The following is a 21592-nucleotide window of genomic DNA, read 5'->3' on the forward strand; positions in this document are numbered from 1 at the left end:
TTCACGTCACCCGCGGCCACGCCGCCATGAGGTGCTGGCCGATGCCGCCCTCGCGGCGGCGGTGGTGGATCTCCAGCGCGCGGATCAGGTACTCGCGGGTGTGGCGCGGGTCGATCACGTGCTGGGCGGCGAACATGCCGGCGAGGTCGTAGGCCGAGCTGTCCCTGGCCATCTCGGCCGCAAGCCGCTTGTAGCGCTCCGGATCCTGCTCGTAGGTCAGGTTGTGCACGACGCTGACGCCGACGTTGGGATCGACGAAGCCGATATCGGCGCTGAACCACGCCGCCAGCTCGTCGGTCGTGCCGCCGCCGAAGTTCAGGTAGGCCTGCCCGTAGCTCTTGCGCAGGATGACGCCGATCTTCGGCACCGTCGTCAGCTCCAGGGCCTGCAGGTTGTTCATGATGCGGGCGCCGACCTTGGCGCGCTCGCCCTCGATGCCGATCAGGAATCCCGGCGTGTCGGCGAGGATGACGACCGGCAGGTTGAAGCTGTCGGCCAGCACCAGCAGATTGGTGTACTTGTCGATCGACTTGTCGTCCTGCGAGCCGCCCTTGAAGATCGGGTTGCAGGCGGCGACGGCGACCGGCTTTCCATCGAGCCGCGCGAATCCGGTGACGCAGGATTTGCCGTAGCGTTCCCGCAGTGGCATGAAACTGTCCTTGTCGAACACCGCGCGGATCACGCGGCGCACGTCGTAGACCTTGGCGCGGCTCTCCGGGACGATGTCGAGGATCGACGCCATCTCGTCGCCCGAGCCCGGCGTCACGGCGGCCACGGGCGGCGCCTCGTTCTGGTGCGACGGCAGGTAGGAGAGGTAGCGGCGCACCGCGTCGAACATCTCGTCCTCGGTGTCGACCGCCAGGTCGGCGATGCCCGTGACCTCGGTGTGCATCTCCCAGCCGCCGATCTCGGCCCAGTCCGACGCCTCGCTGATGGCGACGCGGTTCACCTTGGGGCTGGCGACGGCCATGATCGCGCCCTTGCGCATCACCACGATGTCCGACCGGCAGACCATCCAGAACGAGCCGCCGAAGCTGGGATCGGCCACGGCGCTGATCATCGGAATGCGCCGGCGGCGGTCGTAGCTCAGCTCGTTGCCGAACACCGCCATGCCGCGGGCGCCCTGCGCGTCGGGCATGCGGGCGCCGCCGCAGGCGCCGAAATGCACCAGCGGCACGCCGGTCCGCACCGCCGTCCGTAGCAGCCAGCGCGCCTTGCGGCTGTTGATCTCGGCGGAGGAGGCGCTCTTGACGGTGAGGTCGTTGGCCGCGACCGCGACCATGCGGCCGCCGGCCTTGCCGAAACCGTGGATCTGGCCGTCCTGCGGTGTGGTATCGCGGTCGGCGGGGTTGGCCGACACGGCGTAGCGACCCTCTTCGACCCAAGAGCCGGCATCGAGGAAGGCCTCGATCCGCTCACGGGCGTTCAGCAGGCCGTTGGATCGGCGGCGGGCGAGGCGGTCGGGGCCGCCCATGGCCAGCGCGGCCGCCGTGCGGCGGCCGAATTCGGCGATTCCGTCGTCGTGGGCCATCCAGATGCTCCCTTGCCGCGCGCGGCTGAAGATTCCGCTGGCGTCGCCGCCGGCGATCGGGTAATTTATGAGTGATAACTCGCTTTTTTGGGGCGCAACATGGCCAACTTGGCCGCCCGTGTCGGCGATCCGCACATCTGCCCAATGTCCGACGGCCCGAAGCCGCATGTCGGCGGACCTGTCCTGCCACCCTGCGCGATCACGGTCCTGACCGGCGGGCTGCCGCAGGCGCGGGTGACCGACAAGGCGACCTGCGTCGGCGTGCCCGACGTTTTCGTCATCGGGTCACCGAGTGTCCTCGTGAACAATCTGATGGCGATCCGCATTCTTCAGGACATCACGATGCACGGCGGAAACGTCGTGACGGGATGTCTGACCGTGGTCATCGGGCCGTAGGCGGACCGGCGTCATTCCTCAGGCGCGATGCTTGACCAGGTTCCACGCCATGTCGGCCATGTAGCGGGCGCGGTTGCCGTACTTCGTCGCCGTGGTCGAGGACGCGTTGCCGTCCAGTCCGCGCTTGTAGACGCCCTGCACGATGCCGGCGAGGCGGAACAGCGAGAAGGCGACGTAGAAATCCCAGTCCGGGATTCCATCGCGTCCCGTGCGCCTGGCGTAGGCCGCGACGTAGTCGGCCTCCGACGGGATGCCCAGCGCCTTCAGATCCTGGCCGGCATAGCCGCTCGACGCGCCGAAGCCCTCGCCGAAATGGTAGGTCATGCAGTTGTAGCCGAGATCGGCCAGCGGATGGCCGAGCGTGCTCAGCTCCCAGTCCAGCACCGCGATGATCCGCGGCTCGGTCGGATGCACGATCGTGTTGCCCAGCCGGTAGTCGCCGTGGTTGATGCGCGTCTCGTCGAGCGGCGGGATGTTGCCGGGCAGCCACTTCTTCAGCAGCTCCATGGTCTCGATGTGCTCGGTGGCCGACAGGTCGTAGAGCTGGGTCCAGCGCGACACCTGGCGCTGGATGTACTGGCCCTGGCGGCCGAAATCGCCGAGGCCGACGGCCTTGTAGTCGACGTTGTGGATGCGGGCGAGCACGTCGTTCATCGAATCGAAGATCCGGCCGCGGTCGACCGGCGAGATACCGGGCATCATCGGATCGGCGAGGATGCGTCCCGGCAGGAACTGCATGATGTAGAAATCGACGCCCAGAACGTCGGGATCGCGGCACAGCGCGTACGCCTTCGGCACCGGCACGTCGGTGTGGTCGCCCAGCGCCTTGATCACGCGGTATTCGCGGTCGACCTGGTGCGCCGAGGGCAGCAGCTTGCCCGGCGGCTTCTTGCGCATGACGTATTCGCGGCCGCCGCCGTCGGTCAGATGGAAGGTCGGGTTCGACTGGCCGCCCTCGAACTGCAGCACGCGCAACGGGCCTTTGTAACCGTCGACGTTGTCCTTCATGAACGCCGCGAGCTTCGCCTCGTCGAACACGTGGTTCTCGCGCACCGGCGTCAGATTGTCGGGCAGATCGGTCATGTCGGGCTTCCCGCGTCGTGTCGGGCCGTCGCGCGGACGGCGTGGGGTGAACGACTGTTTAGCGCCGGTCCGGGGCGCCGTCGATGGCCGGCTTGCGCGGTTCCGGCATGCGGTCCACGCTGCCGCGGAACCTTCCGCCGGAGACATCCATGACCAAGCCCGACGGCCTGCACCACCTCGCGATCACGACGGCCGACATCAAGACCCAGATCGCGTTCTTTTCCGACGTGCTCGGCACCGAGCTCGTGGCGCTGTACTGGATGCATGGCGTCAAGGGCGCGTGGCACGGCTTCGTGAAGCTCAACGACACCTGCTCGATCGCCTTCGTGCAGAGCCCCGACATCGCCAAGGTGCCGCGCCAGATCGGCGTGACGCATTCCGGCAACGCCGGCGCCCCCTGCGCGCCGGGCGCGATGCAGCACCTCGCCCTCAACGTGAACGGCGACGAGGAGCTGCTGGCGATGCGCGACCGCATCCGCTCGCGCGGGATCAACGTGTTCGGCCCGATCGACCACGGCTTCTGCAAGTCGATCTACTTCGCGGGCCCTGAGAATCTCAGCCTCGAGTTGTCGACCTCGCCGGTACCGATCGACGCGCGCGCGTGGATCGATCCGGAGGTCGTCGGGCTGGCCGGGATCAGCGCCGAGGAGCTGGCGCGCTACAAGGCGCCGGCGGCGTGCCGCAACGACGGGCCGCCGCTGCCGCAGCCGCCCGTCGATCCCGCGAAGCCGCACATGGTCTATCCCGAGGCGCGCTACAAGGCGATGGTGGCGATGCCCGACGACGAGTACACGCGCGTGCGCAGCGAGACGACGCCGCCGGTCCGGCTCGCGGCGGAGTAGGACGGGGTGATCGACCCCGAACTGCTGCCGTTCCTCGCGTTCTGGGACGCCGCCTGGGCCGCCGCGCCGCCGGTCGCGACCATCGCCGACCGCCGCGCGCGCATCGAATCGCTGGCCGCCGGCTTGCGGCCGGCGCTTCCCGACGGGCTCGTCGAGGAGGAGCGTATCGCCGCGCACGCCGGACGCTCGGTGCGCGTGCGCGTGTTCCGGCGCACCGGCGACACGGACGCCCCGTGCCTGGTGTTCCTGCATGGCGGCGGCTTCGTGATGGGCAGTCCCGAGACCCATGCCGACATCGCGATAGTGATCGCCCGCGACGCCGGCTGGACGGTCGTCAGCGTCGACTACGCGCTGGCGCCGGAGCGGCCGTTCCCCGCGGGATTCGACGATGTCGGGACCGCGCTGGACTGGGTCCGCGCGAGCGCCGCCGGTCTCGGCGTCCGCGCCGACGCCGTCGCGGTCGGGGGCGACAGCGCCGGCGGCAACCTCGCCGCCGCGATCTGCCTGGCGCGGCGCGGTGCGCCGTCGGCGCCGGTCGGCCAGCTATTGTTCTATCCCGCGGTCGACACCGGCTCGTCGCGGCCGTCCTACGTCGAGAACGGCGACGGGCCGATCATCACTTCAGCCGGCGTGCGAGGCACGTGGTCGACGTATTGCCCCGACGAGTCGCTGTGGCGTGACCCGCGCGTGGCGCCGCTGCTGGCGCCGGACCACGCCGGATCGCCGCCGGCCTTCGTCGCCGTCGCCGAGCACGATCCGCTGCGCGACGACGGCCGCGCCTACGCCGACGCGCTGCGCGCCGCCGGCGTGCCGGTCGCGTTCAGACCGGGAACCGGTCTGATCCACGGGCATCTGCGCGCGATGTCCTACTGCGCCGCCGCCCGCGCCGAGCTCGCCGCCGCCTGCGACTGGCTGCGGATACTGGCGCCGCGTTGAGGTAGGGCGCCGGCGCGCGGGTCCGTCTCCGCTGTCATCCCGAGCGCAGCGAGGGATCATTCCGACGCTCTCAAGATCCCCCTGAGTTCACAAACGAGGCGCAACACCAGCTTAAGGTGTTGCCATGGGTACACGATACGACCACCTCGACCTCGACGAGCGGTGCGAGATTGCCCGCCTTCGACAAGCCGGCCAGTCGATCCGCCAGATCGCTGCAGCTGTGGATCGCGCGCCATCGACCATCTCGCGCGAGCTGAGGCGCAACAGCGGGACCACGGTCGGCTACAGGCCGGCCTACGCCCAGGAGCAGGCCCGCGCCCGGCGATGGACCGGCTCCGCCTCGAACGCGACGCGGACCTGCGCGGCCTCGTCCTCGGGCGCCTCGCCCAGGGCTGGTCGCCCGAGCAGGTCGCCGGCCGCCTCGGACGCGAGCGCGCCGCCAGCATCAGCCACGAGAGCATCTACCGCTTCATCCACGCCCAGCGCCGTCGCACCAACGACGCCGCCTGGCGCAACTACCTGCCGCGCCGCAAGCACCGCCGCGGCCGGCTCGGACGGCGCAAACGCTCCGTCGACGATCTCATCAAGGGCCGCGTCCCCATCGATCTACGGCCCCCCGGCGTCGACGGCCGCCGCACCTTCGGCCACTGGGAGGGCGACCTCATGTCGTTCGCCACGCCCGGCCGGACCATCCTCGTCGCCCACGAACGCAAGTCCCGTCTGGTCCTGGCGGCGCACCAGCCCGGCAAGCTCCCCGGACCCGTCGCCGAGCGGCTTCTCGCCTGGTTCCAGCGGCTCGATCCCCGCCTGCGACGCACCATCACCTTCGACAACGGCACGGAGTTCGCCCGCCACGGCTCGCTCGCCGACGCCCTCGGCCTCCGCGCCTTCTTCTGCGACCCCCACAGCCCGTGGCAGAAGGGCGGCGTCGAGAACGCCATCGGACGCCTGCGCGGACGCTTGCCACGCAAGACCGACCTCGACACGATCACTCTCGACCGCCTCGACGCCGCGATTGCCGCCTACAACAACACGCCCCGCAAGTGCCTCGCCTTCAGGTCCCCGGCCGAGGTCTTCTTCGACAAACTGTTGCGCCTCGAATGTGAATCCACACCCTCGTTGCGCTCGGGACGACGGTTCGCGGGCGCGATCGCGCCCGTTCGCGGATCGCCGCTACACGCCGATCTTCTCCCGCCGCAGGCGGATGCCGGCCTTCTCGCGGTCCCACGTGTCGGCGGTGATGCCCTCCGTGCGCAGCATGTGCTTCTGCACCTTCTGCGTCGGCGTCTTGGGCAGCGCGTCGACGATCCGCACGTAGCGCGGCACCATGAAGTGCGCCATGCGCGGGATCAGGAACCGCGTCAGCTCCTCCGGATCGATGCTGGCGCCGTCGACCGGCGAGACCACGGCCAGCACCTCGTCCTCCGCGAACTCGCTGGGCACCGCGACGACGGCCGCCTCCTTGACGGCGGGATGGGCGCAGACCTCGGTCTCTACCTCGAACGAGGAGATGTTCTCGCCGCGGCGGCGGATCGCGTCCTTCATGCGGTCGACGAAGAAATAGTTGCCGTCGGCGTCGAGCCGGAAGGCGTCGCCGGTGTGGAACCAGCCGTTGCGCCACGCCCGCACCGTGGCCTCGGGATTCTTATAGTAGCCGTGGTTCATGGCCCACGGGCGGTCCGTGCGCACGATCAGCTCGCCGACCTCGCCGGTGGCGACCTCGCAATCGTTCTCGTCGACCACGCGCACCTCGACGCCGGGCCGCGGCCTTCCGCACGTGCCGAGCGGACCGGGATTGCGGCCGGACACGAGCGGCGTCGAGACCTCCGTCATGTTGAAGACGGTGTAGATGTCGCAGCCGAAGCGGGCGGAGAACGCCTCGGTGTCCTCGCATAGCGGCACCATGATCGCGGTGCGCAGCGTGTGGTCGCGGTCCTGCGGGCCGGGTGGCTGCTTGACCAGGAACGTCGCCATGACGCCCAGCAGCACCACCGTCGTCGTCCGCGTCTCGCGCACGACGCGCCAGAACGACGCCGTGTCGAAGGCGTCGACCACGGCGACGGAGCCGCCCTTGATCAGCATCGTGTAGACCGCGATCGTGCCGCCGACATGGAACAGCGGCAGGTTCACCATGTAGCGGTCGTCCGGCCCCATGAAGTGGAAGGGGTCGTTGCCCATCGAGTAGGCCTGCAGATAGGACGACAGCACGCCCTTCGACGGGCCGGTCGTGCCGGACGTATAGACGATGCACTGCGTGTCCCACGGCGCGATGTCGCGGTTTAGCGCCGGCGGCGCGGCGTCGGCCGGCTCGAGCGCGGCGGCGGGATGCGCGGTCAAACCCGGCACCGGCGCGCCGGCGCCGCCGAGCAGCACCGCGTCGGTCAGCTTGGCGCGCGACACGTCGGCCAGGCGTCCCACGAGGTCGGCGTGCGCCACGATCAACTTCGCGTCGGAGTTCTCGACGACGTGCTCCAGCAACCGCCCGCGGTAGGCGAGGTTGATCGGCACGTACACGGCGCCGAGGTAGTTGAGGCCGAACCAGACGCGGACCGCGTCCGGCCCGTTGGGCAGCCACGACAGCACGTGGTCGCCCTGCGCCACGCCCAGCGCGCGCAGGCCGGCGGCGGTGCGCCGCGTGATCTCCAGCGTCTGGCGGTAGGTCCAGACCGTGCCGTCGGCGAAGCGCGCGAACTCCTTGTCGGGCGTCTCGGCCGCGCGCCGCTCCAGCAGCGGCCGCAACACGCAATCCTCGGCGGCGGGGATGCGCGGATCGCGCCATGTCGTGGTCATCGCTTCTCTCCGATGGACGTCCCGGCGCCGCGCTCAGAACGGCTCGATCAACCGCTTGCGGGTGGCGCGCGGCGGTGGCGGTGGGACGGTCGCCAGAGTGTTCAGGAGGATTTCACGCGTGTCCGCCGGATCGATCACGTCGTCGTAGTGGAAGCGCGACGCCACCTCGACGGCGGTGTTGGAGCGCTTCAGCTCGTCGGTGAGCCGCTTGTGGAGGGCGGCGCGCTCGTCGAGGTCGGCGACCGCCTCCAGCTCCTGCCGGTAGATGATGTTGACGGCGCCCTCCAGGCCCATGCCACCGTACTCCGCGGTCGGCCACGCCAGAAGGATCGCGGGATTGAGCGGGCGCGATCCCATGATGTAGTAGCCCAGCCCGTAGGCCTTGCGCAGCACCACGGTCATCACCGGGATGGTCGCGTTGGCCAGGGCGGTCAGCACGCGGGCGCTGTGGCGCACCAGCCCCGTCTTCTCGACGTCCGGACCGACCATCAGGCCGGGCGTGTCGCACAGCAGCAGCACGGGGATGTCGAAGGCGTCGCAGATCTGGATGAAGCGCGCCGTCTTGACCGAGGCCGGGCTGTCGATCGCGCCGGCCAGGAACATCGGCTGGTTGGCGACCACGCCGACCGGACGTCCACCCAGCCGGATCAACGAGGTCACCACCGCGCGGCCGAACGCCGGCTTGAGCTCGAGGACGCTGCCGACATCGGCGAGGCCGTCGATCACCTTCCGCACGTTGTACGCGCGACGGGGACTCTCCGGCACGATGTCGCGCAAGGCGGTCGGATCGGGCGGGGCGGTGAATGTCGGCGACGGTCCGGAGAAGTAGCCGAGGTATTTTTTCGCCACGGCGATGGCCTGCGCCTCGTCCTTGACCAGCACGTCGACCACGCCCGAAGCGACGTGGACGTCGATCGGGCCGATTTCCTCCGGCGTCAGCCGCACGCCCAGCGCGGCCTCGACCAGCGGCGGGCCGGCCATGCCCATCGATGTGCCTTCCAGCCCGATCAGCAGGTCGCACATGCCCGCGAGGTTGGCCTGTCCGGCGAAGGCGCGGCCCGGCAGGATGCCGATGGTCGGCACCAGCCCCGACAGGCGCGCGAACACCACGAAGGTCGGCGTGGCGCCACGGGTGTCGACGGTCATGTCGTGCGGCCGCGCGCCGCCGCCGTCGAGCCAGCACACCACCGGCAGCCGGTTGCGCTCGGCGTGCTCGAAGATGCGCGTCGCCTTCTGGTGGTTCATCGCGCTCTGCGTGCCGGCGTAGACCGTGTAGTCGTAGAACATCAGGTCGACCGGCCGCCCGTCGATGCGCGCCGTGCCCATGACGATGCCGTCGGCGGCGCCTTCCATGCCCTTCACGGCCGGGCGCACCAGGCCGCCATACTCGACGAAGCTGCCGCCATCTGTCAGGGCCGCGATCGCTTCGCGCGTCGTCCAGCGTCCGCGCTTGCGCTGCTGCGCGACGGCCTTCGGACGGGCGTCGTCGAGGGTCGCCGCGCGCGCCTCGCGGGCGCGCTGGAGATCGCCGCGCGGGGCGGCGTCGGCGGGCTTCTCGCTCACGACGCCACCCGGCGGCGTGGCGGGATCGGTCGAGGTAAACGGCTGTTCATGCCGCGACGATAGCACGCGCGCCGCCGCCCGCCAGCGCGCCGTGACGCGATCGCGCCGCCGCTTCAGCGCCGTGGAGGCGCGCGTGGTCGTCGATCAGTGCGGCGCGGCGCCGGAGATCGCGCTGCCGTGGCGGAACTCGGTGACCATGTTGCGGTCGGTCACAATCTCCAGCTTCCGACGCGACGCCGCCTCGACCTCGGCGATGGTCACGAGCTTCCGGTTGGCGATGCCCGCGACCACGCGGCGGTCGGCCTCGGCCGCCGGATCGAGGATGGGCTTGCCATCCAGCGTCATCGCCCAGAGGCGCTTTTCGATCAAGGCCGGCGGCAGGTCGGGCGGCGCCATCCAGCCGAGGATGAAGTTCTCGTAGCGCCGCGCGTGCGGGAACACCGAAGCCGCCGTCTTGAACGCGTCGTCCGATCCGGAGCCGTTGTAGGTGATCATGCCGCCGGGATTGAGGTGGCCGCGGGCGATCTCGAGAAACTCGCGCGACAGCAGGTTGGTGGCGTAGGCGCGCCAGTGCACGCTGGTGTTCATCACGATCAGGTCGTATCGCTCGGCCGGGTGGCGCTTGAGCCAGCGGCGGCCGTCGTCGACATGGACGACGATGCGGCGGTCGTCGAGCCGGGATTGAGGTGGCCGCGGGCGATCTCGAGAAACTCGCGCGACAGCAGGTTGGTGGCGTAGGCGCGCCAGTGCACGCTGGTGTTCATCACGATCAGGTCGTATCGCTCGGCCGGGTGGCGCTTGAGCCAGCGGCGGCCGTCGTCGACATGGACGACGATGCGGCGGTCGTCGAGCAGCGGCGCGACGGCGGGATAGCGCCGGATCAGCTCGACGTAGCCGGGGTTGATCTCGACGGCGTCGATGCGCTCGAGGTTCGGCAGACCCTGCAGCAGGCGGGTCCACGCGCCGGCGCTGAGGCCGATCACCAGCACGCGCCGCGCGTCTTGCGCGGCGGCGGCGAAATAGAACATGCGGTCGATGCGGTTGGCGTTTGTGCGCGGATCGAGGTTGACCCGGCCGTCGTAGACGCCGTCGCCGAACACGATGTCGCCGCGCGCGGAGTCGACGAGCGTGTGCACGATGCCGTGGCGGTTCTCTACGAGATGCCGGACCTCGGTCGACGCGACGTTGGGATCGCGCGCCAGCCCGCGCTCGACCACGGTCTCGACCAGGTTGAAGGGTCCGAGCAGCGCGGCGCCGGCCAGCGCCACGACCACGCCGCCGTCGGCCAACGTCGCGCGGGCGGCCGGCGGCGTGAACATGCGCAGCAGCGCCTCCTGACGGCGCGAGCTGGCGCGCGCCGATTCCGGCAGCGGCGCGCTTTCGCCGGCGGCGCGGGGGATCGCGGCCAGCAGCGTCGCGCCGAGCACGGCGCTCGACGCCGCGACCAGCGCCAGCGCTGTCTGCAGCGACACGACGTCGAGCAGGTAGAAGCCGGTCACCAGCGGCCCGCAGGTCGAGCCGAGGATATTGGCGCAGTAGACCTTGGAGAAGCCGCCGCCGAGGCGGCGCGTGTCGGCGCCGGCGCCGAGCTGGTGCACGATCGGGAACAGCACGCTCTTGACCAGCGCGGTGGTGATCATCGCCAGCGCCGCGACCCCGGAACCGACGGCGCTGCCGTGCGCCAACGCGAACAGCCACGGTCCGGCGACGTCGATTCCGGCGGCGATGACGAACACCCAGCCGCAATGGCGCAGCAGGGCGCGCTGGAGGTCGACGCCGGCCAGCCCGCGCGCCGAGGCGCGGCGGCAGAGGTCCTTGCCGATGTCGGCGCCCAGCGCGATGCCCAACAGGTAGGTCGCGAGCACGAAGGCGAAGGCCTGCGGGATGCCGCCGAACGAGAACGCGACGAGGCGCGTCCACAGGATCTCCTGGCTGAGGCTCAGGAAGCCGGCGAGGAACGACAGCGCGTGCGGCAGGTAGCGGGGCATGGTCAGGCCTCCGCCGCGTTCGCCGGCGCGGGCGTCCGCAGGAACAGCAACGCGGCGCACACCACCAGCGCGTTGACGGCGGCGGCCAGCGCGATGGCGCCGTCGAGCGTGGTGAACCGGAACAGCGCGAAGGTCGGCACGGCGGCGCCGGCGCAGGCGCCCATCGTGTTCACGAAATACAGCCGGCCGGTCTCGACGCCGACGTCGCCGTCATCGTCGACCCCGGTCGCCGCCCGCCGGGTGCGCACGGCGTTGGCGACCAGCAGCGGAAGGGTCGCGCCCATCATCGTGGTCGGGATCAGCAGCAGCAGGAAGTTGGCGACCGCCACGGTGGCGAACGAGGCGCCGACGAATGCGTCGCCCACCGCCGGCAGTACCCAGCCGCTGGCCGCGCCGAACAGCCCGATCGCCGCCTCGAAGCAGATGAACGCGGTGGTCGTGCGGGCGGGGAACCGGTCGGCCACCGCCCCGCCGATCAGCGAGCCGACGCCGAGACCGAGCATGAAGGTCGACACCACGATGGTGATGGAGTGCAGATCGATGCCGAAGGCGTCGAACAGCAACCGCTGCCAGCACGGCTGGTAGGTCAGCGCCGCGAAGCCGGAGGCGAAGAACAGGGCCGACAACAGCCGGTCGCGGAATTCGGAGCGCATCGAGGGATCTTTCCGCCACTGAAAGATCCCTCGCTGCGCTCGGGATGACGCCGGCCGCCATGGTGCGACCCGGCGCGTAGGGATGGCGCTGGCGCCCCCTCGGAAGACGGCCCCGGAGGGGGGCGGCGCTGCTTCGGTGCTGGTGGTGCCGGCGGGGCGCCGCCGCTCTGGCGGCGCCGGCTGTGCTCGCGGCAAGGAGCGGCCGGCCGCTCCCATAAGCCGCGATTTGCTCTACGTTGCGCCGTCCGGCCGGTCGGCCGACGGGGGCGATGACGATGGACGAACGCGGCGCGGAACCCGGCAAAGCGAAGGCGGCGCGACTGACGCGCGCGGCGTTCCTCGCCGGCGTGGCGGCGACCGCGGCCGGGCGCGCCGTGCCCTCCAGCGCCCAGATGGGAGCGGGCATGCTGACACGGACCATCCCCTCGACCGGCGTGAAGCTGCCGGTGATCGGCCTCGGCACCTGGCGCGTGTTCGATGTCGGCGCGGACGCCGCCGCGCGGGCGCCGCTCGCCGAGGTGCTGCGCGCGCTGTTCGAGGCCGGCGGTTCGGTGATCGACTCCTCGCCGATGTACGGTGCCGCCGAGGGCGTGGTCGGCGATCTGCTGACGTCGCTGAAGGCGCGCGACAAGGCCTTCGTCGCCACCAAGGTGTGGACCCAGGGCCGCGACGCCGGCGTGGCGCAGATGCGCGAATCGATGCGGCGCATGGCGGCCGACCCGGTCGATCTGATGCAGATCCACAATCTCGTGGACTGGCGCACCCATCTCGCGACGTTGCGGGCGTGGAAGCGCGAGGGCCGCGTGCGCCACATCGGCGTGACGCACTACACCGCCTCGGCGCACGACGAGCTGGAGGCGGCGCTGCGCGCCGAGGCGTTCGATTCCGTGCAGGTCAACTACGCGCTCGACGACCGCGACGCCGAGCGGCGCCTGTTGCCGGCGGCGGCGGAGCGCGGCGTGGCGGTGGTCGTGAACATGCCGTTCGGCGGCGGCGGGCTGATCCGCCGGCTGGCGCCGCGGCCGCTACCGGGCTGGGCGGCGGAGATCGGCTGCGCGAGCTGGGCGCAGATCCTGCTGAAATACCTGCTCGGCCACCCCGCCGTGACCTGCGTCATCCCCGGCACCAGCCAGGCCCGCCACATGCGCGACAACGCCGCCGCCGGCTCGGGCCCGCTGCCCGACGCCGCCCTGCGCGCGCGGATGGTGAAGGAGATCGAGACCTAGCCGGCGGCGCGCAAGGCTTCGGCGAGGTCGAGTCCGGCCAGGCTGTCGACGCGGATATCGGCGGCGGAGAGATCAAGGCCGGCGGTCATCGGATTGGGCACGGCGATGCAGAACAAGCCGGCGGCCTTCGCCGCGGCGACCCCGTTGGGCGAATCCTCGATCGCGATGGCCGCGCGCGCATCGACGCCGAGGCGGTCTAGCGCGAGATGGTAGAGGTCCGGCGCCGGCTTCACGCGCTCGACCTCGTCGCCGCAGGCGAGATGGTCGAACGCGTCCCCAGCCCGGCGCCGCAGAGATGGCGCTCGACCCAGTCGCGCCGCGAGGTCGAGGCGACGGCCAGGCCCATGCCGCGGCCGCGGGCGGCGGCGATCCAGCCCTCGATCCCGGGACGCGGCCGCTCGGCGGCGATCAAGTCGTGCATGGCGGCGCGGCGGCGGGCGCGCAGCCGCTCGCGGTCCAGCGGCGCGCCGATGGTCGCCTCGAGGTAGCCGTAGGGCTCGAACGCCGAGGTGTCGTGGGTGCCGATCATCGCCGCCCACAGCGCGCGCGGCAGCTCGACGCCGAACACCGCGTATTCCAGCCGCCACGACTCGAATTCCGGCGTCTCGGTGTCGAGGATCGTGCCGTCGAAATCGAAGATCAGCGCGGTGGTCGGCAACTCAACCCTCCCGCTGCGGGGCCAGTGCGAGCGGTGTCCGTCATGGCCCGAGGATCGCCGGGACGGCGAGCGCCTTCCGTTGGTCGACCCAGTGGAGGAGGACGTTGACGCGTAGCTCGCGATACGGCTGGAGCGCGTCGTCCGGGATTCCCATCGCGGGTAGCGAATCCCTCGTCGGCATCGACAAACACCAATCGCCGAGCCGCTCCCGAAGGATCACCAGCGTGTCGTCCGTGCGATACACCACCTCGACGATCCGGCCGGACAGGTTAGGAATATAGAACGTCAGAGGATGGCCGTAGGCGCTGGACGGCTCATGGCGCCGGTCCTCGCAGGATCTGGCGTCCGGGTCCAAGGGCGCGGCGTCGATGCGATCGATCTTCCAAGCGTTTCCTATCTTCACGATTCGAAGGCGCACCTCCTTGCGCTCGAATCGCGGACTATCGGAGGGTCTGGAGACGTCGACCATGAACCAGTCGACCAGGGTCGCATCGCCGACGATGCGCGCAAGATCGCCGTTTGTGCTGATGCGCACATCACGAAGCACGAAATCATCGATGGTGTGGATCCCTCTTGCCACGAAGTCGGTCAACGGGTTGTCGACAAAGTTGTCACGCGGTGTCGCGGGAGTGCGCGGCGCCTGTCGCGGCCAGAGAACTGTGCGGACCCGTGGCGAGAACTGCTGCGCGACGGCCGAGCTCTCGCCGCCACCTGCGCCGGTACGCCCACCCTCGGGCTTCGAGGATACCGCCTTCAGGAGAGGCTCGAAACGCTCGCGGTCGGCGTCGCTCGGCGGGGCGGCGAGAGCAGCGTGCGCCAACAGCAGCGCGGAGAGCAACGGTAGAAGACGGTACATCGAACGGACCCCGATGTTCGATTTCCAACCAAACTATCGCACCTGGCCGCCGCTTGCGGAGAAGCTGCCCCTCAATTCACCCGCCGCTCCTTGCCCTTCCAGTACGGCTCGCGCAGCTCGCGCTTGAGGATCTTGCCGGTGGGGTTGCGGGGCAGGGCGTCGACGAAATCGACGGTCTTCGGCAGCTTGTAGCCGGCGATGCGCTCGCGCGCCCAGCGGATCACCTCGGCCGGCGTCAATTCGGTGCCGGGCTTGGTCACGACGACGGCCTTCACGGCCTCGCCCCAGCGCTCGTCGGGCACGCCGATCACCGCGACGTCGGCGATGGCGGGATGGCTGAACAGCGCGCTCTCGACCTCGGCGGGGTAGATGTTCTCGCCGCCGCTGACGATCATGTCCTTCACGCGGTCGTAGATGAACAGGTAGCCCTTGGCGTCGAGGTAGCCGGCGTCGCCGGTGAAGAACCAGTCGCCGCGCATGGCGCGCGCGGTCGCCTCCGGCAGCTTCCAGTAGCCCTTCATGATCTGCGGCGAGCGCACCGCGATCTCGCCGACCGCGTCGAGCGCGCAATCCCGCCCGTCCTCGCCGACGATGCGCAGCTCGACGCCCTTCTGGGCGTAGCCGCAGGACAGCAGCTTCTTCGGATCGTCGGGGTCGTGGTCCTCCGGCGGCAGCAGGGTGACGGCGCCGGTGGTCTCGGTCAGGCCGTAGACCTGCTGGAAGCCGCAGGGGAACACCTTCAGCGCCTGGCGAAGCAGCTCGGCCGGGATCGGCGCCGCGCCATACACCACCAGCTTGAGCGACGACATGTCGGTCTCGGCGATCTGCGGCGTCTGCATCAGGAACAGGATGATCGCCGGCACCAGCAGGATCACCTCGATGCGGTGCGCGGCGATGATCTGCAGGATCTGCAGCGGCACGACCTCGCGCACGACGAAGTTCGTGCAACCCGCGTAGAGCCCGGCCAGGGCCCAGCCGGCGCCGCCGATGTGGAACATCGGCAGGATGACCATGTTCGGCACGCCCGGCGCCATGTGCCAGGTCGGCGTCCAGGTCGGCAGCAAGTGCAGCAGGTTGGCGTTGGTGAGCTGCGCGCCCTTGGGCAGGCCGGTCGTGCCGGAGGTGTAGAACTGCACCGCGACGTCGCCGGGCTCGATCGCGATCATCGGGTCGGCGGCGGCCTGGCGGTCGCGCCAGCGGTCGAACGGCTCGAAATCGGGATGCGCGCCGGTCAACGCCACGATCTCGCGCACCGTCGTCAGCTCCGCCCGGATGCGGTCGACGACCGGGAAATACTCCTCGCCGACGAACAGGATCTTGGCGCCGGCGTCGTTGACGATGTGCAGCACCTCCGGGGCCGCCAGCCGCCAGTTGACCGAGACCATCACCGCGTTGGCCTTGGCGGCGCCGGCCAGCAGCTCGAAGAAACGCGGATCGCTCTTGTCGAGATGGGCGACGCGGCTCTGCGGCTTCAGGCCGGCGGCGACCAGCCCGTTGGCGACTTTGCTGGCGGCGGCGTCGAGCTGCCGGTAGGTCGTCGCCGCGCCGTCCTGGACGACCGCCGGCAGGTCCGGCCGCAGCTTGGCGTGGTGCCGGAAGATGTCGGCGATGACGTGGATGTCGCTCACGGCGTTCGTCCCCCCTTGGCGCGTTGCCGGGGATGCTAGCAGGCGCCGCGGCGCGGCTCCAACAGCGACGCGGTTCCCTTGGATGATTTTATAGTCAGGACAGTGGCTTGCGCGCCAATCTTGTATGGAAAGGCGGAGCCGATGCGGGTATTGTTGAACGATGTTGGGTAGGATCTTCGGTCGGTCGGGCGGGATGCCGGCGACGCCGCGACGCCGCGTCGTGCCGCCGGGGCACCGCGTCTACGCCATCGGCGACATCCACGGCCGGCTCGATCTGCTGACGGCGCTGCACGAGGCGATCCTCGAGGACCATGCCGCCCGACCGGCGGTCGAGACCGCCTCGCTGATCTATCTCGGCGACTACGTCGACCGCGGGCCCGACTCCAAGGGCGTCATCGACCTGCTGGTGTCGGATCCGCTGCCGACCTTCGCCGCGGTCCATCTGATGGGCAACCACGACGAGGCGATGCTGCGCTTCCTCGACGACCCGTCGATCGGCCCGACCTGGTCGAGCTTCGGCGGCGACGCCACCCTGTTGAGCTACGGCGTGCGCGCCACGCCGGGGCTGATCGGCATGAAGCGCCACGCCGACATGCGCCGGCAACTGGTCGAACGGATCCCGGCGTCGCACGTCGACTTCCTGCGCGACCTCCAGATGCTGTGCGAGGCCGGCGACTACGCCTTCGTGCACGCCGGGGTGAAGCCGGGGGTGCCGCTGGGCGCCCAGCGCGCCGCCGACGCGCTGTGGATCCGCGACGAGTTCCTGTCGAGCCCGGTCGAGCACGGCCGCGTCATCGTGCACGGCCACACGCCGACGGCGGCGCCGGTGGTGCGCGCCAACCGCATCGGCATCGACACCGGCGCCTTCGCGTCGGGCGTGCTCACGTGCCTGGGGCTGGAGGACGACCAGCGCTGGTTCCTCGCCACCGCCGCGGTCGAGCGGGCGCGGACGGCGGCGCGGTAGATCTTCTTCCGCCCGGCGCGCGGCCGGCTATGGATTTCGAGTAGGGGCACGGATCGATGTCGAAGAGAATCCTCGTCACCGGCGGCGCCGGCTTCCTCGGCTCGCACCTGTGCGAGCGGCTGCTGGCGGACGGCCACGACGTGCTGTGCGTCGACAACTACTTCACCGGCACCAAGCGCAACATCGTGCCGCTGCTCGAGCATCCGCACTTCGAGGTGCTGCGCCACGACGTGACCTTCCCGCTCTACGTCGAGGTCGACGAGATCTACAACCTCGCCTGCCCGGCCTCGCCGATCCACTACCAGTTCGATCCGGTGCAGACGACCAAGACCAGCGTGCACGGCGCCATCAACATGCTGGGGCTGGCCAAGCGCACGCGGGCCAAGATCTTCCAGGCCTCGACCAGCGAGGTCTACGGCGACCCCGACGTGCATCCGCAGCCCGAGAGCTACCGCGGCAACGTCAACCCGATCGGCCCGCGCGCCTGCTACGACGAGGGCAAGCGCTGCGCCGAGACGCTGTTCTTCGACTACCACCGCCAGCACAAGCTGCGCGATCCGGGTCGCGCGCATCTTCAACACCTACGGCCCGCGCATGCACCCCAACGACGGCCGCGTGGTGTCGAACTTCATCGTCCAGGCGCTGAAGGGCGAGCCGATCACGATCTACGGCGACGGCCAGCAGACGCGCTCGTTCTGCTACGTCGACGACCTGATCGAGGGTTTCGTCCGCCTCATGGCGGCGCCGGACGGGACCACCGGCCCGGTCAATCTCGGCAACCCCGGCGAGTTCACGATCCGCGAACTGGCCGAGAAGGTGATCGCGCTGACCAACTCGAAATCGAAGCTGGTGCGCAAGCCGTTGCCGGTCGACGACCCGCTGCAGCGCAAGCCCGACATCCGGCTGGCGAAGAAGCTCCTGAAGTGGACGCCGGCGGTCCGGCTCGACGCCGGCCTCAAGAAGACCATCGCCTATTTCGACGACCTGCTGACCAACGGCGAACCCTACGGCGAGCGCCGCGCCTGACGGCGCGCGGAAACTCCAGAACAATTGCACAGGATCGGCAAACCAGCGGCCTATAGCGGGCCGCATGGACGCGCGCACCGATTTCGCGAGAACCTCCGCGCTACGACGCACCATGTTGGCGGGCGGGATCGTTCGCTGCTGTGCCCTGATTGTATTGGCTGCGATCTGGCTCTTCGCCGAGCTCTGTTTTTTTCTCGGCTACCCTACGCCTGTGGTGCAGATGGTAGCGGCGACCGTGATGGTTCAGATCCCGGCGTATTGGATCGGCATCTTCACGCTTTCAGTCCTCAATCGCGACTGGACGTCGATCACCGTCGGCGTAGCGACAGCGATCCCCTCAATCGCTCTTGCGGTGGGTGTGTGGACTCTTCCGCTTCGGGATATCCGTTTCTGGGCGTTGTCGCCGTACTACCTATATGAGGTGTCGCGCGCGACCCCGGGGCCGGATGGGCGGCGCGCCGTTTCGTTCCCGATCGGCACGGTCCACGGCTTCCTCTCGCCAAGCTACCTGCTGAGCGTCGAATACGATGAAGGTGACGATTTCAGCAATCCTCGAGAAGAGTGTGACCGATGGGCGAGGCGCCATTGCCCCGTGTACGTGGAGCGCCTCCACGGTAGTTACTACTTCAAGCGCGTCATGTTTTGAGCGTGCCCGCGCCCGCTGTGCCCCCTGTCATCCCGAGCGCAGCGAGGGATCCAGGGTCGGCGCCTGGATCCCTCGCTGCGCTCGGGATGACAGGGGGGGGTGGACGTTCCGCGGGTGCGTCAATCGCGGCCGCGCCGGCCCCGCGCGTCATCCGTGTCCGCGCGCGCCGGGCGCATCCGCCCCTCAGTCCCGGCCGTACTGGTCCTCGTAACGGACGATGTCGTCCTCGCCGAGATAGGCGCCGGACTGGACCTCGATGAGGTGCAGCGGCTGGTCGCCGGGGTTCTCGAGGCGATGGCGGGTGCCCAGCGGGATGTAGGTCGACTGGTTCTCGAACAGCTCGAACACGTCGTTGCCTCGGGTGACGCGCGCGACGCCGCGCACCACGATCCAGTGCTCGGCGCGCTGGTTGTGCTTCTGCAGACTCAGCGCGCGGCCGGGCACCACCTGGATGTGCTTGACCTGGTGACGTTGGAAGCCGTACACCGTCTCGCAGTAGCTCCACGAGCGGAACACCTTGAGATGCGTCGAGCCCTCGGCGCGGCCGGCGCTCTTGAGGCGCTCGACCACTTTCTTGACGTCCTGGGCGCGGCGGCGGTCGGCCACCAGCACGGCGTCGGCCGACGCCACCACGATCAGGTCGCTGACGCCGAGCGTCGCCACCATCACGCCGTCCTCGGCGCGCACGTAGCTGTCCCTGGTGTCCACCGCCTCGGCGGCGCCGACCAGCGCGTTGCCGGCGGCGTCGCGCGCCGCGATGGTCCATAGCGCATCCCACGAGCCGACGTCGTTCCAGCCCATGTCGACCGGCACGACGGCGGCGCGCGCGGTGCGCTCCATGACGGCGTAGTCGATGGATTTCGACGGCGAGGCCTCGAACGCCGCCTTGTCGAGGCGGATGAAGTCGAGGTCGCGGCGCGCGGTCTGGAACGAGGCGGCGCAGGCGGCGAGGATCTCGGGCTCGAAGCGCTTCAGCTCGGCGAGGTAGAGGTCCGAGCGCATCAGGAAGATGCCGCCGTTCCACACGTGGTCGCCGGCCTCGAGGAAGCGCCGCGCCGTGGCGGCGTCGGGCTTCTCGACGAAGCGCGCGACGGCGCGCACGCCCGGCGCGTGCGGCGCGGGGGCGCCTAGCTGGATGTAGCCGAAGCCGGTCTCGGGCGCGTGCGGGGTGACGCCGAAGGTGACAAGGTCGCCGTCCATGGCGGCGACGAGTCCGGCGTCGACGGCGGCGAGGAAAGCCTCGGGCCGGCGCACCGCGTGGTCCGACGGCAGCACCAGGATCGGCCGCCGCGGATCGCCGGCGGCGGCCATCAGCGCGCCGATGGCGACCGCCGGGGCGGTGTTGCGGGGGGCGGGCTCGAGCACGATCGCGGCCGGGACCACGCCGATCGCGCGGGTCTGCTCGGCCACCAGGAAGCGGTGCTCGGCGTTGCACACGATCACCGGCGGCAGGAAGCGCGCCGGGTCGGCGACGCGCTCCACCGTCTGCTGGAGCAGGGACCGTTCGCCAGTCAGGGCCAGGAACTGCTTCGGGTACGCTTCACGGGACAGCGGCCACAGGCGCGTCCCCGACCCGCCGGACAGGATCACCGGCTGGATCGGCGCGCCAGGCGCGAAAGGATCTGACATCGGCTGCACGTTCTCCGAGGGCCGGCCGGTCGCGACGACCGCGGCCGGGAGCGCGTCAGGCGGCGGCCGGGCGCGACAGGCCGTTCACCCGCGATTCCTTGCCGGCAACCATTTCGTCGTAAATCCAACGATAGGTCTTTTCCATGCCGTCTTCCAGGCGCACCGACGGCGCCCAGCCCAGCACCTGCTTGATCAGCGTGTTGTCGCTGTTGCGGCCGCGCACGCCCTTGGGCGCGTCCAGCTTGTAGTGGCGCAGCAGCTTCACGCCGGCGATGCGCTCGACGATGTCGACCAGCTGGTTGATGGTCACCAGCTCGTCGCTGCCGACGTTGAGTGGCTCCTCGAACTCGCTGGCGGTGAGCCGCGTGGTGCCGACCAGGCAGTCGTCGATGTACATGAACGAGCGTGTCTGCTCGCCGTCGCCCCAGATCTCGATCTCGTGGCGGCCCGACATCTTGGCCTGGATGATCTTGCGGCACACCGCGGCCGGCGCCTTCTCACGGCCGCCGTCGTAGGTGCCGTTGGGGCCGTAGACGTTGTGGTAGCGCGCCATGCGCGTCTTGATGCCGAAATCCTCGCGGAAGTGGCGGCACATGCGCTCGCTGAACAGCTTCTCCCAGCCGTAGCCGTCCTCCGGCATGGCGGGGTAGGCGTCGGCCTCCTTGAGGGCCGTGACGTCGGAATCGGTCTGCTTGTCGGCGGCGTAGACGCAGGCCGAGGACGAGAAGAAGTAGCGCTCGACCCCGTAGTCGCGCGCCGCCATCAGCATGTGGGTGTTGGTCAGGACCGAGAGCATGCACTCGGCCTTGTGGGTCTCGATGAACCCCATGCCGCCCATGTCGGCGGCCAGATTGTAGACGGTGCGGGCGCCCCGGCTGGCGCGGTAGGCGCTCTCGCGCTGGCTGACGTCGAGGCTCAGGCTCTCGGCGGTGGGGTGGATCTGGTACCAATGCTCGAGCGGTTTGACGTCGACCGCGCGCACGCGCGAATGGCCGAACTCGGACTGGAGGTAACCGACAAGGTGCCCGCCGATGAATCCGCCGGCTCCCGTGACGACGACGAGGTCAGTATCGTTCATGGTGAAACCTTGTTAATAAATTACATTAAGAATGATGTGAGTATATAAATTTTTCAGAGAGTTGCGAGCGTTTTATAACGTTCTTCATTAATTTATGAC

General features: G+C 69.8%; 17 protein-coding genes and 3 pseudogenes. 8 read left to right on the forward strand and 12 right to left on the reverse strand.

The genetic code is table 11. The features are described from left to right. Position 1: 1 nt before the first annotated feature. Complete coding sequence (locus tag IPK81_20915) at positions 2 to 1531, reverse strand: methylmalonyl-CoA carboxyltransferase (protein ID QQS11963.1); 1530 nt, start codon at positions 1529 to 1531, stop codon at positions 2 to 4. A 99-nt stretch (positions 1532 to 1630) separates the two neighbouring features. On the opposite strand from IPK81_20915, the gene IPK81_20920 reads away from it, so the two are divergent. Beyond that, positions 1631 to 1927 carry a PAAR domain-containing protein gene (locus tag IPK81_20920; GenBank protein ID QQS11964.1) on the forward strand — a complete coding sequence of 99 codons (297 nt, stop codon included), beginning with the start codon at positions 1631 to 1633 and terminating at the stop codon, positions 1925 to 1927. An 18-nt stretch (positions 1928 to 1945) separates the two neighbouring features. On the opposite strand, the gene IPK81_20925 is transcribed toward IPK81_20920, so the two are convergent. After that, positions 1946 to 3010: a phosphotransferase gene (locus IPK81_20925; GenBank protein QQS11965.1), complete on the reverse strand. Its 1065-nt coding sequence runs from the start codon at positions 3008 to 3010 to the stop codon at positions 1946 to 1948. Positions 3011 to 3159: 149 nt separating this feature from the next. Between IPK81_20925 and IPK81_20930 the strand changes: the two genes are divergently transcribed. The 3 genes and pseudogenes from IPK81_20930 to IPK81_20940 all read left to right on the forward strand — a co-directional run bounded on the left by IPK81_20930 (position 3160) and on the right by IPK81_20940 (position 5913). After that, a complete protein-coding gene (locus tag IPK81_20930; GenBank protein QQS11966.1) occupies positions 3160 to 3852 on the forward strand; it encodes a VOC family protein in 693 nt (230 codons plus the stop codon). Positions 3853 to 3858: 6 nt separating this feature from the next. Next, on the forward strand, positions 3859 to 4788 hold the full coding sequence (locus IPK81_20935; protein QQS11967.1) for an alpha/beta hydrolase: 930 nt from the start codon (positions 3859 to 3861) through the stop codon (positions 4786 to 4788). Between the two features lie 124 nt (positions 4789 to 4912). Continuing rightward, positions 4913 to 5913, forward strand: a pseudogene (locus tag IPK81_20940) (IS30 family transposase). A 48-nt stretch (positions 5914 to 5961) separates the two neighbouring features. On the opposite strand, the gene IPK81_20945 reads toward IPK81_20940, so the two are convergent. From IPK81_20945 to IPK81_20965, 5 genes are all read right to left on the reverse strand, one after another. Beyond that, positions 5962 to 7578: an AMP-binding protein gene (locus IPK81_20945; GenBank protein QQS11968.1), complete on the reverse strand. Its 1617-nt coding sequence runs from the start codon at positions 7576 to 7578 to the stop codon at positions 5962 to 5964. A gap of 33 nt (positions 7579 to 7611) precedes the next feature. Further along, positions 7612 to 9141, reverse strand: a complete 1530-nt coding sequence (locus IPK81_20950; protein QQS11969.1) for a biotin carboxylase — start codon at positions 9139 to 9141, stop codon at positions 7612 to 7614. A 144-nt stretch (positions 9142 to 9285) separates the two neighbouring features. After that, positions 9286 to 9729 (reverse strand): hypothetical protein, encoded by a 444-nt coding sequence (locus tag IPK81_20955; protein ID QQS11970.1) that lies wholly within the window; start codon positions 9727 to 9729, stop codon positions 9286 to 9288. A gap of 5 nt (positions 9730 to 9734) precedes the next feature. Then, positions 9735 to 11129, reverse strand: coding sequence for a hypothetical protein (locus IPK81_20960; GenBank protein ID QQS11971.1), 1395 nt, complete (start codon positions 11127 to 11129; stop codon positions 9735 to 9737). Positions 11130 to 11131: 2 nt separating this feature from the next. After that, complete coding sequence (locus tag IPK81_20965) at positions 11132 to 11782, reverse strand: hypothetical protein (protein ID QQS11972.1); 651 nt, start codon at positions 11780 to 11782, stop codon at positions 11132 to 11134. 404 nt (positions 11783 to 12186) lie between these two features. On the opposite strand from IPK81_20965, the gene IPK81_20970 reads away from it, so the two are divergent. Continuing rightward, the gene (locus IPK81_20970; protein QQS15199.1) at positions 12187 to 13008 is read left to right on the forward strand and encodes an aldo/keto reductase; all 822 of its coding nucleotides are present in this window, start codon (positions 12187 to 12189) and stop codon (positions 13006 to 13008) included. On the opposite strand, the pseudogene IPK81_20975 reads toward IPK81_20970, so the two are convergent. From IPK81_20975 to IPK81_20985, 3 genes and pseudogenes are all read right to left on the reverse strand, one after another. Next, a pseudogene (locus IPK81_20975) lies at positions 13005 to 13666 on the reverse strand (HAD-IA family hydrolase). The gene IPK81_20970 and the pseudogene IPK81_20975 overlap by 4 nt on opposite strands. Before the next feature lie 40 nt (positions 13667 to 13706). Continuing rightward, entirely contained in the window at positions 13707 to 14522 is an 816-nt protein-coding gene (locus IPK81_20980; protein ID QQS11973.1) for a hypothetical protein, read from the reverse strand. 71 nt (positions 14523 to 14593) lie between these two features. Further along, positions 14594 to 16150 carry a long-chain-fatty-acid--CoA ligase gene (locus IPK81_20985; GenBank protein QQS11974.1) on the reverse strand — a complete coding sequence of 519 codons (1557 nt, stop codon included), beginning with the start codon at positions 16148 to 16150 and terminating at the stop codon, positions 14594 to 14596. A 160-nt stretch (positions 16151 to 16310) separates the two neighbouring features. On the opposite strand from IPK81_20985, the gene IPK81_20990 reads away from it, so the two are divergent. From IPK81_20990 to IPK81_21000, 3 genes and pseudogenes are all read left to right on the forward strand, one after another. Beyond that, complete coding sequence (locus IPK81_20990) at positions 16311 to 17114, forward strand: serine/threonine protein phosphatase (protein QQS11975.1); 804 nt, start codon at positions 16311 to 16313, stop codon at positions 17112 to 17114. 56 nt (positions 17115 to 17170) lie between these two features. Continuing rightward, a pseudogene (locus tag IPK81_20995) lies at positions 17171 to 18140 on the forward strand (SDR family oxidoreductase). 64 nt (positions 18141 to 18204) lie between these two features. Then, complete coding sequence (locus tag IPK81_21000) at positions 18205 to 18786, forward strand: hypothetical protein (protein ID QQS11976.1); 582 nt, start codon at positions 18205 to 18207, stop codon at positions 18784 to 18786. A gap of 183 nt (positions 18787 to 18969) precedes the next feature. Here the strand turns inward: IPK81_21000 and IPK81_21005 are convergent, their stop codons facing one another. Then, positions 18970 to 20415, reverse strand: coding sequence for a mannose-1-phosphate guanylyltransferase/mannose-6-phosphate isomerase (locus tag IPK81_21005; GenBank protein QQS11977.1), 1446 nt, complete (start codon positions 20413 to 20415; stop codon positions 18970 to 18972). 55 nt (positions 20416 to 20470) lie between these two features. Next, positions 20471 to 21493, reverse strand: a complete 1023-nt coding sequence (locus IPK81_21010) for an NAD-dependent epimerase/dehydratase family protein (protein QQS11978.1) — start codon at positions 21491 to 21493, stop codon at positions 20471 to 20473. Between the last annotated feature and the right edge of the window lie 99 nt (positions 21494 to 21592).

It is taken from the genome of Rhodospirillales bacterium (genome assembly GCA_016699855.1).
Taxonomy (GTDB): Bacteria; Pseudomonadota; Alphaproteobacteria; order Reyranellales; family Reyranellaceae.